The 12,281-nt window shown below is 63.7% G+C and carries 14 protein-coding genes; 9 read left to right on the forward strand and 5 right to left on the reverse strand.

Annotated features, from left to right (window positions below; genetic code table 11):
- Positions 1–24 precede the first annotated feature (24 nt).
- On the forward strand, positions 25–1,491 hold the full coding sequence (locus KUV86_RS12945) for an aminoacyl-histidine dipeptidase (RefSeq protein ID WP_222485097.1): 1,467 nt from the start codon (positions 25–27) through the stop codon (positions 1,489–1,491).
- 1 nt (position 1,492) lies between these two features.
- A complete protein-coding gene (gene rmuC / locus KUV86_RS12950) occupies positions 1,493–2,932 on the forward strand; it encodes a DNA recombination protein RmuC (protein ID WP_222485098.1) in 1,440 nt (479 codons plus the stop codon).
- Positions 2,933–3,099: 167 nt separating this feature from the next.
- Here rmuC and KUV86_RS12955 read toward each other — a convergent pair whose 3' ends face one another.
- Together KUV86_RS12955 and KUV86_RS12960 are read right to left on the reverse strand one after the other, a co-directional pair.
- Complete coding sequence (locus tag KUV86_RS12955) at positions 3,100–3,573, reverse strand: Dps family protein (protein WP_222163943.1); 474 nt, start codon at positions 3,571–3,573, stop codon at positions 3,100–3,102.
- Between the two features lie 208 nt (positions 3,574–3,781).
- A complete protein-coding gene (locus KUV86_RS12960; RefSeq protein ID WP_222485099.1) occupies positions 3,782–4,921 on the reverse strand; it encodes a glycerate kinase in 1,140 nt (379 codons plus the stop codon).
- A 180-nt stretch (positions 4,922–5,101) separates the two neighbouring features.
- Here KUV86_RS12960 and KUV86_RS12965 point away from each other — a divergent pair, with 180 nt between their 5' ends.
- The 4 genes from KUV86_RS12965 to KUV86_RS12980 are packed head-to-tail and all read left to right on the forward strand — an operon-like array spanning position 5,102 to position 7,828.
- On the forward strand, positions 5,102–5,695 hold the full coding sequence (locus KUV86_RS12965) for a hypothetical protein (RefSeq protein ID WP_222163945.1): 594 nt from the start codon (positions 5,102–5,104) through the stop codon (positions 5,693–5,695).
- A complete protein-coding gene (locus KUV86_RS12970) occupies positions 5,692–6,048 on the forward strand; it encodes a hypothetical protein (RefSeq protein ID WP_222485100.1) in 357 nt (118 codons plus the stop codon). The genes KUV86_RS12965 and KUV86_RS12970 overlap by 4 nt, the downstream gene beginning before the upstream one ends.
- Complete coding sequence (locus tag KUV86_RS12975; protein WP_222485102.1) at positions 6,048–6,782, forward strand: DUF1007 family protein; 735 nt, start codon at positions 6,048–6,050, stop codon at positions 6,780–6,782. The genes KUV86_RS12970 and KUV86_RS12975 overlap by 1 nt, the downstream gene beginning before the upstream one ends.
- A complete protein-coding gene (locus KUV86_RS12980; RefSeq protein WP_315900988.1) occupies positions 6,776–7,828 on the forward strand; it encodes a sodium:proton antiporter in 1,053 nt (350 codons plus the stop codon). Before KUV86_RS12975 ends, KUV86_RS12980 begins: the two co-directional genes overlap by 7 nt.
- 7 nt (positions 7,829–7,835) lie before the next feature.
- Here KUV86_RS12980 and KUV86_RS12985 read toward each other — a convergent pair whose 3' ends face one another.
- A complete protein-coding gene (locus tag KUV86_RS12985; RefSeq protein WP_222485104.1) occupies positions 7,836–8,261 on the reverse strand; it encodes an HIT domain-containing protein in 426 nt (141 codons plus the stop codon).
- Positions 8,262–8,413: 152 nt separating this feature from the next.
- Between KUV86_RS12985 and KUV86_RS12990 the strand changes: the two genes are divergently transcribed.
- From KUV86_RS12990 to KUV86_RS13000, 3 genes are all read left to right on the forward strand, one after another.
- On the forward strand, positions 8,414–9,160 hold the full coding sequence (locus KUV86_RS12990; protein WP_222485106.1) for a sulfite exporter TauE/SafE family protein: 747 nt from the start codon (positions 8,414–8,416) through the stop codon (positions 9,158–9,160).
- A gap of 117 nt (positions 9,161–9,277) precedes the next feature.
- Complete coding sequence (locus KUV86_RS12995) at positions 9,278–9,409, forward strand: entericidin A/B family lipoprotein (protein ID WP_222485108.1); 132 nt, start codon at positions 9,278–9,280, stop codon at positions 9,407–9,409.
- 379 nt (positions 9,410–9,788) lie between these two features.
- On the forward strand, positions 9,789–10,103 hold the full coding sequence (locus tag KUV86_RS13000) for an I78 family peptidase inhibitor (protein ID WP_261397640.1): 315 nt from the start codon (positions 9,789–9,791) through the stop codon (positions 10,101–10,103).
- Positions 10,104–10,244: 141 nt separating this feature from the next.
- Here KUV86_RS13000 and KUV86_RS13005 read toward each other — a convergent pair whose 3' ends face one another.
- Both KUV86_RS13005 and KUV86_RS13010 read right to left on the reverse strand, forming a co-directional pair.
- Positions 10,245–10,748, reverse strand: coding sequence for an acyl-CoA thioesterase (locus KUV86_RS13005; RefSeq protein WP_206940639.1), 504 nt, complete (start codon positions 10,746–10,748; stop codon positions 10,245–10,247).
- Positions 10,749–10,916: 168 nt separating this feature from the next.
- Positions 10,917–12,224 (reverse strand): short-chain fatty acid transporter, encoded by a 1,308-nt coding sequence (locus KUV86_RS13010; RefSeq protein ID WP_206940637.1) that lies wholly within the window; start codon positions 12,222–12,224, stop codon positions 10,917–10,919.
- Between the last annotated feature and the right edge of the window lie 57 nt (positions 12,225–12,281).

Genomic DNA, 12,281 nt, shown 5'->3' on the forward strand with positions numbered 1-12,281 from the left:
CTGCAAAACCTGGGCATCACCTGCATGAACCAACATCTCGACACCCTCGCGCCTGCCATTGTCTGGCGCCACTTCCGTACCTTGTGCAACACACCACGCCCGTCGGGCCATGAAGCCGCCCTGGTGGCCGCTATCGAGGCCTGGGCCGAGCAGCAAGGGATCGCTCACGACCGTGATGCCTACGGCAACCTGCGCCTGTCCAAGGCCGCAAGCCCAGGCCACGAACAGGCCCCCGGCGTCATTCTCCAGGGCCATCTCGACATGGTGGCCCAGGCCAATGCCGACATGCCCCACGACTTCACTCGTGACCCCATCGTGACCCGGGTCGAAGAGGGCTGGCTCAAGGCCGATCGCACTACCCTGGGCGCCGATAATGGACTGGGCGTTGCCGCTGCGCTGGCCATTCTCGAGGAGCCGGAGCTGGTCCACGGACCCCTTGAGGCCATCTTTACCCTGGAAGAAGAGACCTCCATGGGGGGCGCTCTCAACCTGGCCAAGGACTGGCTGACCGGCAGCATACTGCTCAATCTGGATTCCGAGGAGCCCGGTCAGGTCTACATTGGCTGTGCCGGCGGTGCTGATGTGGTGGTCGAGGCCCAGCTGCCGATGGAGTCGACCAGCGAGGAAGAGCAGGCGCTGACGCTCAGCCTCAAAGGCCTGCGGGGTGGGCATTCCGGGATCGACATCGACAAGGGGCTGGGCAACGCCAACCGGCTGCTGGTGCGGGTGCTGCGCGCCCTTGATGGCGGAGAAGTGCGCCTGGTGGAATACCAGGGCGGCACCCTGCGCAATGCCATCCCGCGGGAGGCACAGGCGGTGATCATGGTGCCCCGGGACGAGGTCGAGCACGTGCGCGGTCGTGTCACCCAGCTGGAGGAGGAGCTGCGTCAGGAGCTGAGCGGCGTGGATGAGGGCCTGCGCCTGACCCTGGAGCCCTGCCCAGAGCCTCGTCGGGAGGCGCTGACCTGTCACGCCAGCCGGCTGCTGGTGGCGGCCTTGCATGCTGCCCCCTGCGGCGTCGAGCGCATGAGCGTCGATGTTCCGGGCGTGGTCGAGACCTCCAACAATCTTGGCGTGATCCGCCTGGAAGAAGGCCGCTTTCACCTGTGTGCGTTGGTGCGCTCGCTGCGTGATAGTGCCACCGCCGACCTGGCCGAACGCTTCAGTGCCCTGTTTGAGCTGATCGGGGCTCGGACCCGCATTGAGAACGGCTATCCTGGCTGGACGCCACAGCCTGACAGCAGCGTGCTCGAGCGCTTCTGCACGCTGCATCGGGAGCAGTTGGGTGTGGCGCCGGACATCAAGGTCATCCACGCCGGGCTCGAGTGCGGTATTCTCGGTGGCAAGTATCCACACCTGGAGATGATTTCCTTCGGCCCGCTGATTCGTGGTGCTCACTCCCCCGATGAGCGTGTCGAGATCTCCACGGTGGAAGCATTCTATGACCTGCTGAAGGCCGTGATCAGTGACCTGGCAAGGACCCCTGACTGAGATGAAAGAGGCGTTGCTTACGACCCCGATGACGCCGGCCTTTGCCGGCGTCTCGCTGTTGGCCCTGGTGGCGCTTTGGCTGGTCTGGCGTGGTCGCCAGCAGCGCCGCCGCCAGGATCAAGCGCTGGAGCAGCTGACACAGCGTCTGGAAGAGCGTCAGCAGGCCTCTCGTCAGCTGGAGCAGGAGCTGGCGATCAGCGATGCCCAGCTGGATGCCAGTCGAGAGCAACTGGAGACCCTGCGGCGCGAACGGGACAGCCTGCGTGAGCATATGGCCGAGGTGCGCGAGCACAATGCCCGGCTGGAAACCGAACGCGAGCAGATGGCAGCACGCCACCGTGAGCAAATGGCGCTGGTGGAGCAGGCGCGGGACAACCTCAAGCAGGAGTTCCATCAGCTGGCCGGCCAGGTCTTCGAGGAGCGCCAGCAAGCGTATCAGGCGCAGAGTCGAGAAGGCATGGAGTCATTGCTCAAGCCTTTCCGTGAGCAGGTCGATCAGTTCCGGCGACGGGTCGAGGAACTGACGGGACAGCACAGTCGTGAAGCGGTGTCGCTGAAGTCCCAGATCGAGCAACTGGCCAGCTTGAACGCGCGACTGGGAGAAGAAGCCGCTGGCCTGGCCCGGGCGCTCAAGGGTGATCAGAAGGCCCAGGGTGGCTGGGGCGAGCTGATGCTCGAAACGGTGCTGGAACGCAGCGGCTTGAGGCGCGACATCGAGTACCGGCGAGAGGTCTCGATGAATGGTGAACAGGGGCGCCAGCGGCCCGACGCCATCATCTATCTCCCCGAGGATCGCCACCTGATCATCGATGCCAAGGTCTCGCTGACCGCCTGGACGAGGGTGGTCAATGCTGACGATGAGGCAGAGCGAGAAGCGGCCATGAGTGCTCACCTGACCTCCCTGCGTAGCCACATACGTGGGCTCGCCGCCAAGGATTACCCGGCGTTGCCGGGGCTGCATTCACCGGATTTCGTGTTTCTGTTCGTGCCGGTGGAACCGGCCTTCGCCGCAGCCTTTGAGCGGGACCCCTCGCTGTTTCAGGAAGCCTTCGATCGCCAGGTGGTGGTGGTCACGCCGACCACCTTGCTGGCCAGTCTCCGCACCGTGGCGGGACTGTGGAGCATGGAGCGCCAGAATGAGAACGCGCGCATCATCGTGTCCCGGGCCGAGCGTCTGCTGGGCAAGTTCTCTGGCTTCGTCGAGAGTCTCGACGATGTGGGCAAGCACCTGGAACGGGCCAGTAGCAGCCATCAGCAAGCGATGAACCGGCTGTCTCGCGGGCAGGGGAGCCTGGTGGCCCAGGCCGTGGAGCTTGAGCGTCTTGGCGCGCGCATGAAAAAGCCGCTGCCTCAGGAGTTGAAGCGTGCGGCGGAGGCTTCCAGCACGCTGACCGGCACTGATGAGGCCAGCAGCCATGAAGGCCACGGCAGGTCGTCCTGACGGCTGCCCCGGAATCCGCCTTGAACGTCGCCCTGGAACCCGCTCCGACGTCAGAGGACTCGCGCAGGCAGCGCGGTGGTGACGGTCGGGTGGTTGGAAGCAAAACGCCCCGCGCGCCAGTGGCTGGCGCGCGGGGCGAGATCATTCAGGCCGGTGTGGCGGTGTGGTCAGCCCAGGTAGGCGCCCAGCATCCACACGGTCTTCTCCTGCTCACGGATGTAGTCCCCGACCTGAGAGGCGGTGCCCTCATCGTCGGCATCCGAGGCCACCGACAGGATTTCGCGCTGTAGTTCGATCAGCTGCTGATATCCTTGGAGCACGCCGCGCACGCAGGCCTCACCGTCGTGCACGTCCTTGTCTTCGCCGATCCGCGACAGGGTGGTGTAGTCACTGTAAGCGTGGACGGGCTTGTGCCCCAGCGTAAGGATGCGTTCTGCGACCTCATCTACCTTGACCAGCAGGTCGGTGTAGAACTCCTCGAATTTTTCGTGCAGCTCAAAGAAGTTGGGGCCCTTCACGTTCCAGTGATAGCCACGCACGTTCATGTAGAAGATCTGGTAGTTGGCCAGCAGTTCGTTGAGCTTGTTAGCCAGGTCGCTGGCGCTGCCTTGGTGCAGGCCGATGGCGTTGGTGTCGCTCATGCAATACCTCCTTGATCGCTGTGGTCCTGTATATCCTGACAGGATATCGATACCGGTGGGCGGGAGTGAAACCAATTACCTCCATCGCCGCGATAGGGCCCATTGATGACCGCTTCTAATGACATAGTGATGAACCCCTGCATTTTCAAGGGGCGTGTCCAGGGCGGCGTGTTCCATCAGGCGCAGCAAGAGAGCTTGTCGACAGATATTAGCGGCCTGACGTAGCGAGCATGGCACGCAGCAGATTTTCCGTGCGATCAGACAGTAGCTCGGCACAGCGAGCCAAGGCTTCATCGAGGTCCATGGGCCCATCTGCCAGTGCAAAGGCGGCGCTTACGCCCTCGTCCAGAGCGGCCTGCCAGCCGGGTGCCATGCGTCCTGCCAGCACGATGACCGGTACGCCTCTGGCCCGTGCCGCACGGGAAATACCTATCGGCGTCTTGCCCGACAGGCTCTGGCCATCGAGCTGGCCCTCGCCGGTGATCACCAGGTCGGCATTGGCCAGCCGCTGCTCCATCCCGGCCTGCTCCATGATCATCTCGATACCCGGGCGCAGCTGCCCCCCGAGGAAGGCCTTTACCGCGAAGCCCATGCCACCTGCGGCGCCGGTGCCTGGCGCATCTCTCCAATCCTGGCCCAGCTGCTCCGCGGCCTTGTCGGCCCAGCGCGATAGCGCGGCATCCAGGCGCTCGACGTCCTCCGGGGAGGCGCCCTTCTGAGGGCCAAAGATGGCACTGGCGCCACGCTCGCCCAGCAGCGGATTGTCCACATCCACGGCGGCCTCGACCACGACCGAGTCGAGGCGCCGGTCTAACCCGGAAAGGTCGACCCTGGCCAAGTGCTCGAGGCCGGCGCCAGTGGGGGAAATCGGCTGATCATCGGCATCCAGCAGCCGTGCCCCCAGCGCTGCCAGCATGCCGGCTCCGCCATCATTGGTGGCACTCCCGCCCAGAGTGATCAGCATGCGCTGGGCGCCGGCGTCGAGGGCCGCCAGGACCAGCTCCCCGACGCCGTGGGTAGTGCTGTGAAGCGCCGTACGCTCTTCGGGGCTCAGTGCCTGCAGTCCGCTGGCCTCTGCCAGTTCGATATAGGCCGTCTGGCTGGCGGCATGCCATCCCCAGGCAGCCTCGCCTGGTCTGCCCAGAGCATCCTGCACGGTGGCGGTACGGCGCTCGGCGCCGGTGGCGCTGAGCAGGGCCTCAAGGCTGCCTTCTCCCCCGTCTGCCATCGGACATTCATCCATGGTCAGGGTGGGGTCGGCGCGTCGCGCACCCTCGGCGATGGCGCGGGCAGCATCGGTGGCGCTCAGCGCGTCCTTGTAGCTGTCGGGGCAGATCAACACATTCATGGGTGGCCTCTCCGGTTCGAAGAAATGAGCGGGTGACATGAGCTGGTGACATGAACTGGTGATAGGGGGGACGACATGGACAGCCCCCTGGTCGGAATGTCCTGCTGGACCAGCGTTTGCCCCTGACTCGGGACAGCGTAGACTCTCGGAAGTATTTCACGTCATCGGCAGGAGGTCTTGATGCAAGTGTCCAAAAAATGGCGTCCTTCAAGCCGCCCCGATTGGGCGAAATGCTCAGGCGTGGCGGCGTTGTGTCTGTTGCCGTGGCTCAGCGCCTGTCAGACCACACCTCAGCAGATGCCGGTGGCGGAGCCAGCCCCGTCGCAAGCCTGCCAGTGGCCCGTCGTCGATGGGGCAGTGAGTCTTGCGGATGTGGTGGCCGTGCTCGAAGGCCGTGACTTTCTGGTGCGCGATACCGATACCGCGCTGGGGGTGGTCAGTGCCGAGAAGACCGAGCGCACGACCTACCATAATGCCGATGCGGTCAGGCCACGCCTCGGTGGCTTCGTGCTGGGGGGTAGCGGTGGGCATGTCGGCGCCGGAGTTGGCGTCGGGTTCGGTTCCTGGGGTTGGGGCGGCAGCGATGATGCCACCCGAGTGGAGCGCGTGTCCGTGGCGCTGACCGACCAGCAGGTTCAGCTGACGCGGGACATTCGTCTGTTTGACTGGACCGGCCAGCTACGGGAGTCGCGTACCGCCAGCGATGCCTCGTTCTGCGCCTCGATTCGCCAGCAGCTGGCATCCCAGGCGGGTGTCTCGGGAGGCATCGAATGAGCCGTTGCTGGGGAATACTCGTGCTGCTGTTGCTCAGCGGCTGTGCAGGCCCATCGGTCACCACGGAAGCGCCGCGGCAGATGCAGGTGGCCGTGAGCGCAGAGCAGACCCTGAACGAGGCGCTTGCCCTGTTGATGGAGCAAGGCTACGTCATCACCCAGGCAGATGGTGCACTTGGACGCATTGATGCCTCCTTGGCGCGGCCGCCTGGCTATCGTCTCGAGGTGCGGGTCGAGGACGTTGGAGACACCCAGGCCAGGGTCAGTCTGCAGGGATTTCGTGGCGGTCGCGCGCTGCCCGCTGACGTCGTAGAACCGCTGTTTGTTCAACTACAGGGAAGACTTGCCCGTTGATGTACGCACTACAATCCGTCCTGGCCGCGGCTGTCTCGCCGAAGCGCCGTGCCACCTGTGGGGATCGCCATTCGCTGTCGCCACGTGTTCGCCGCTTGATGACGATGACCAGTCTCGTGCTTGTCCTGGTGGGGCCCTGGGCAAGCCAGGTAGCGCTGTCACACCCCCATAGCTGGGTCGATCTGTCGGTCCAGCTCGAGACCGATAGCGAAGGCCGGGTGGCGGCATTACGCCAGATCTGGCGTCTTGATCCGTTCTACAGTCTGGTGCTGCTGGAAGAGATCGATGCCGACGAGGAAGGGCGCGATGCGGCCCTCGACCGCCTGGGAGGGGACATGCTGACCAGTCTGGCTCCCCGGGACTTTTTCACCGAAGCCGAGATCGACGGCGAAAAAGTGGTTTTTCAGGGCGTCAGCGATGCCACCGTGATGGAGCGCGATGAGCGTATCGTGCTGCACTTTCGCCTGCCCCTGGCCGAACCCAGGGAACTTGCCGGCAGCACCCTCGAGTACCGGGTATATGACCCCTCCTACTACGTGGAGGTGGTCCACGAGGCCGATGCGGATGGTCCGTTGGACCAAGCGCTGACAGCGCCCGACGGCTGTCAGGCATCGGTCATCATTGCCGAACCCGATCCGGACAAGGTGATGGCGGCCGCCCAGCTGGATATCGACGACAGCGCGCCGGAAGGGTTAGGACGCTTCTTTGCCGAGACGGGGCGTGTATCGTGCTGAAGCTTCAACAACCTTGGGTTCAGGTGTCTCTCGCGGTGGGCGCCGTCGCGGGCGTGTTGCTGTTGCTGGCGGTGACCGGCGCGCTGGATACGCTCGGCCACTGGGTGCTCGCCATGCAGGCCGACCTGCATCGTCGCTTGACTCAGGCGGTCACACTAATCGACCAGACGCCGTCCGCTGCAGCCTGGGCCACCTTGATAGGCCTGAGCCTGTTTTACGGCGTTTTCCACGCGGCAGGACCAGGACATGGCAAGGCTGTGATCAGCGCCTACCTGGTCTCCCAGGGAGGCGCCTGGCGTCGCGCCCTGGCTCTGTCGGTGGGAGCCGCGCTGATGCAGGGAGCGGTCGCCATCCTGCTGATACTGGCGCTGGTGCAGGGGCTGGGCTGGCTGACCCGCGAGGCACTGGGCAGTGTGGTGTGGGTCGAGCGGTTGAGCTTCGCCCTGGTCGCACTGCTGGGGCTGTGGCTGAGCGGACGCGCGCTGAAGCGGCTGGTGTCGCTGTCGCGCCCAGCGCAGCAGTCTGCTGGGTCTGAGCACCATGGGGCACACCATCACGAGGCGCACCACCACGAACATCCGTCCCACGGGCATCATGCTCATGGTGCGCATCATGATCATCACGAGTGTTGTGGCGGTCATCACCATGTGTCGCCGGATGGCAGTGGTCGCGAGGCCTGGCTGGCCGTGCTGGCGATCGGTGCCAGGCCATGTTCGGGGGCCGTGCTGTTGATGGGCGTGACCAGCCTGCTGGGCCAGCCATGGATGGGGGTGGCAGCGGTGCTGGCGATGTCGCTGGGTACCGCCATGACGGTCTCCACCCTGGGCATCGCCAGCGTGCTGGCACGGGACTGGGTGTCCGCTCGCGTGGCGCGGACATCCGCCACGCGAAGTCGCGCCGTGGCACGCCTGGCCGCCATGGTGGCACTGACCGGTGGCGTGCTGATCATCGGACTGGGCGTTCTGCTGATGCTGCAGGTTGGCGCATCGGATCCTGGCTTGCCACTGATGGCGCCAGGTAGTCGCAGTGGTGGCCTCGGCGTGTGACAGTCCGTCAGGCGCGCAAGGACAGCCCGCCGGCCAGCGCCAGCACACGGTCCTTGGTGGCGGCCAAGCTGTCCTTGTCGTAGGCGATGGCCTGGCTGTGGCCCCACACCGGCCCTGGCCAGGCCGCGTCGCCTTCTCGCCGCACGATCACATGCACGTGCAGCTGCGCCACCATGTTGCCGAGGCTGGCAATATTGAGCTTGTCACCCCCGGCGTGGGTCTTCAGCGCCTGGCCCAGGCGAGTGGCTTCTCGCCACAGCTGTTGCTGGTCGGCTTCCGACAGGTCGAACACCTCGATGGCGTTGGCCCGCCTGGGAATCAGTACCAGCCAGGGATAGCGGGCATCATCCATCAGGCGCAGCTGACACAACGGTAGTTCGGTGACGGGATAGGTGTCGGCGACAAGGCGTGAGTCGATGACGAAATCGCTCATGGCGGGCTCCTGAATGGCGTTTCAGGCAGGGTACATCAGGCGGCCACGACAGGGGCATCTATTCGACAAAGTTCCTGTTCGACGTCACCCCTGCTCGATACAACCCCAGTTCGATACACCCCCTATTCGATACAAGCGAGAGAGGAAAGACGATGACCCTGGTCGAGGGAGCGGCCCTGCTGACGGCAGGTATCGTGGCAGGTTTTATCAATGTGCTGGCGGCGGGTGGTTCGATGCTGACGCTGCCGCTGTTGATGTTTCTCGGACTTCCCCCTCAGGTGGCCAACGGCACCAATCGGGTGTCGATCACGCTGCAGAGCGTGTCAGCGGTGGCCAACTTCTTTCGTGCAGGAGCCCGTCATATCGGGCTCAGCCTGCGCCTGTCGGTGCCTGCTGTACTGGGCTCGATGCTGGGCGTGTGGCTGGCGCTTCAGGTCAGCGATGCGTTGTTCGAGACGATCCTGATGGTGGTGATGGTCGCCGCGGCAGTGATCATGCTGCTGCCACAACCGAAGATCGACACTCGGCCCCTGACGGTGGAGCGGCTGACCCCTGGCATCTATCTGGCGATGTTCGTGATCGGTGTCTACGGCGGCTTCCTGCAGGTCGGGGTCGGGATTCTGTTCATGATCGTGCTATATCGCATGCTCAAGATCGATCTTGGCCAGGTCAATGCCTTCAAGGTGCTGATCATCCTTGTCTACACCCTGCCTGCCCTGGGCATCTTTCTGTGGCATGACCAGGTGCGCTGGAGCTACGGCCTGGTGTTGGCCGCCGGCAGCATGACCGGTGCCTGGCTGGCGGTGAAGGTCAACATGAGTTCCCGGGGCGCCATGGTGGTCAAATGGCTGACGGTGGCGGTGATTGCCGTGATCATTTTTCGCCTGGCCCTCTACTGAGTGCTGTGCAGGCCCTCGAAAAACGCGACACAAAGCCTAGCGAATGAACGTCATCGTGCTAGATTATCTGAGGATGATGTATTTTGCTTACCCACCTGGCTGCAAGGAGAAAGGACAATGAAAAGGACGCTGGCATTGATTCTGGTATCGATGTTTACCCTGGCGCTGTTGAGTGGCTGCAACACGGTGCGGGGTGTCGGCCAGGACATCGAGAAGGGTGGTGAAGCCATCCAGAACAGCTCCGCCTGATCGCTGGCCACAAACCTGCACTCCGCCAGGCTTTCTCCAAGGCCTTGGCAGCAAGGCCCTGGCAGAGAGCCACGGCAACGCAGGGATGCTGATCCAGCGACAGGAATAGGAATACGCAAAGTAAAAGAATGAGAAACACAAACGGCGGTGATGTCACTCAGGTGCATCACCGCTTTTTTGTGGACAGGGCAGGCGCCTAGCCAGTGATGAAAAAATAAGGAACATGAGGCAAGTCAGGAGGGGATGCCAAGCATGGCTCAAGGCATCTGCTATGCTGGCCCCTTGTCATGTGCAGGGCCGCCTGGCGCCAGCGTTCAGGCAGCAAGTGGCCCCTTGCCATGGGCCAGACGAAAGGATATTCAGGCACTGGAGGCCGATGATGAAAGCACTTCTTCCGTTATTCATGGTTGCTGCGCTGGCAGGGTGCAGCGCGTCGTCGGGCGGGACCGGTGAGCCCGCTCCGTTGCCACCCAAGCGGGCTCCCTTGGCCGAAGCCTGTGACGCGGCGGCTGTTCAGAACTGGGTGGGGCAGCATTACCAGGAGGCTCAAGACGAACGCCTGAAAGCCGAAAGTGGTGCCAACACCCTGCGCGTGCTGAGACCGGGCGGAGTGGCGACCATGGACCTGCGCCTGGACCGCTTGAACGTGCGCCTGGATGACGCCGATACGATTGTCGAGCTGGGCTGCGGTTGATCCCACGTGCTGGCCGGCATTGTGATGGTGCGGGCCAGCAACCAGGAACCGTAACAGGAACCAGCACCGTAACCGCAGGCTGCGACAGGCCGCCTAGCGGCTGGCCTGTCGAGTCATCCGTCGGATACGGCTTCGGGTGTCTCAGCGTTGGCCCAGCTCCTGCTGGGTGCGCTGCTCCTCTTCTTCTGCCTGCTTGCGCAGCTTCTTGCGCAGGGTGGCTTTTTCATAGCGCAGCTTGCGTATCGGCGTGTCCAGCGTCAGCGGCGGCACCGTGGCGGGGCGTCCGTCCGAGTCCACCGCGACCATGGTCAGGTAGCAGCTGTTGGTATGGCGAATGATCTTCTGGCGAATGTCCTCCGCCACCACCTTGATGCCAATTTCCATTGACGAGCGGCCGACGTGATTGACGCTGGCCAGGAAGGTCACTAGCTCACCCACATGGATGGGCTGCTTGAAGCGCACCTGGTCGACCGACAGGGTGACCACATAGTGACCTGAGTAGCGACTGGCGCAGGCATAGGCCACCTCATCGAGTTTCTTGAGGATGGCGCCACCGTGCACCTTGCCACTGAAATTGGCCATGTCGGGTGTCATCAGCACGGTCATGGTCAGTTCGTGCTGACCCGGGAGGCTCTGTTCTAGCATGGATGGCTCCTCAAGCATGCAGTTCGGTCTGTGATGCACATAGCATAACGCCTTGCCTCCGCGAGCGGAGACAAGGCGCACGTTGAAACTCAGTTGTTGCCGGCACTGTACAGCGGGGCGGTGACCGATCGGCCCGCCTTTGCCATCATCTCGCCCGGCTCGGGCGGCTCATAGCCAGGTCAGACACACCGAGATGATGATGCCGGTGATAAACAGCTGAACCAGGCAGAAGCCCATGATGTCCTTGGCCTTCAGTCCTGCAATTCCCAGCACCGGCAGCGCCCAGAAAGGCTGCAGCAGGTTGGTCCAGGCATCGCCCCAGGCGACCGCCATGGCGGCACGCGGGATGTCCACGCCAAGCGCCTGAGCGGCAGGAATGACGACAGGTGCCTGGACGGCCCACTGGCCTCCGCCCGAAGGCACGAACATGTTGACGATGCCGGCGCTGATGAAGGTCCAGAACGGCAGGGTGGTCTCGGTAGCGAAGGACACCATGGCCTGCGACATGGTCTCGGCGAGTCCTGACTGCACCATGATGGCCATGATACCGGCGTAGAAGGGGAACTGGATGACGATGCCAGCCCCGCCCTTGATCCCCTCGTTCAGGCTGTTCAGAAGGCTCTGAGGGGTGCGATGCAGCACGATGGCCAGAAACAGGAACATGAAGTTGACCACGTTCAGGTTCAGGCCACCGCCACCGACGAAGTAGCTGATCAGGTAGATCAGACCTGGCATACCCACCAGCAGCGCCAGCGTCATGCTGTTTTCCAGGCGCTCGGCCGGGCGGCTGATGCGCACGCGGCGGTCTTCTTCCTCACCCAGCAGGGCCGGATCGACGTACACGCTTTCCTTTTCCCCCGGCAGCATCATGCGGTTGACCAGCGGCACCGCGATGAACAGAGCCAGCACAATCAGCAGATTGAAGTAGGAAAAGATGGTTTCGCCGGTGCCGATGACACCGATCTGCTCTGCCCAGGGGTTCCCTTCCGTGGCAATCGTCAGGGGGACCGATCCGGCCAGGCCGCCATGCCAGACCACGAAGCCGGAGTAGGCACTGGCGACCAGCAGGCGATAGTCGACGCGCACGACGCGGGCCAGCTCCTTGGCGAACAGGGCGCCCACCACCAGGCCGAAGCCCCAGTTGATCCAGCTGGCGGCCAGCGACACCAGGGTGACCAGCAGGATGGCGGCACCCGCGTTATTGGCGATGCGAGCCAGACTTGCCAGCAGGCGCTTGACCGGTGGCGAGCTGGCCAGCATGAAGCCGGTGACCAGTACCAGCAGCATCTGCATGGAGAAGGACAGCAGGTTCCAGAAACCGTCGCCCCAGTACGTCAGCACCGCCATGGGCGACTGGCGCTCCACCGCGATGGCCGCTGCCGCAGCGATGATGGTCAGGAGCAGGACGAAGACATAGGGATCTGGTAGATAGCGCTCCACCAGTTTCACGGCGGGTCGTGACAGAGCTCTCAACATGGCGTATTTCGCTTCTTCTGGTTGTGAAAATGGCCTTCCCGGCCACCTGGCGTCAAC

The organism is Halomonas sp. DP8Y7-3, from assembly GCF_019801675.1.
In the GTDB taxonomy this organism is placed as follows: Bacteria; Pseudomonadota; Gammaproteobacteria; order Pseudomonadales; family Halomonadaceae; genus Halomonas; species Halomonas litopenaei_A.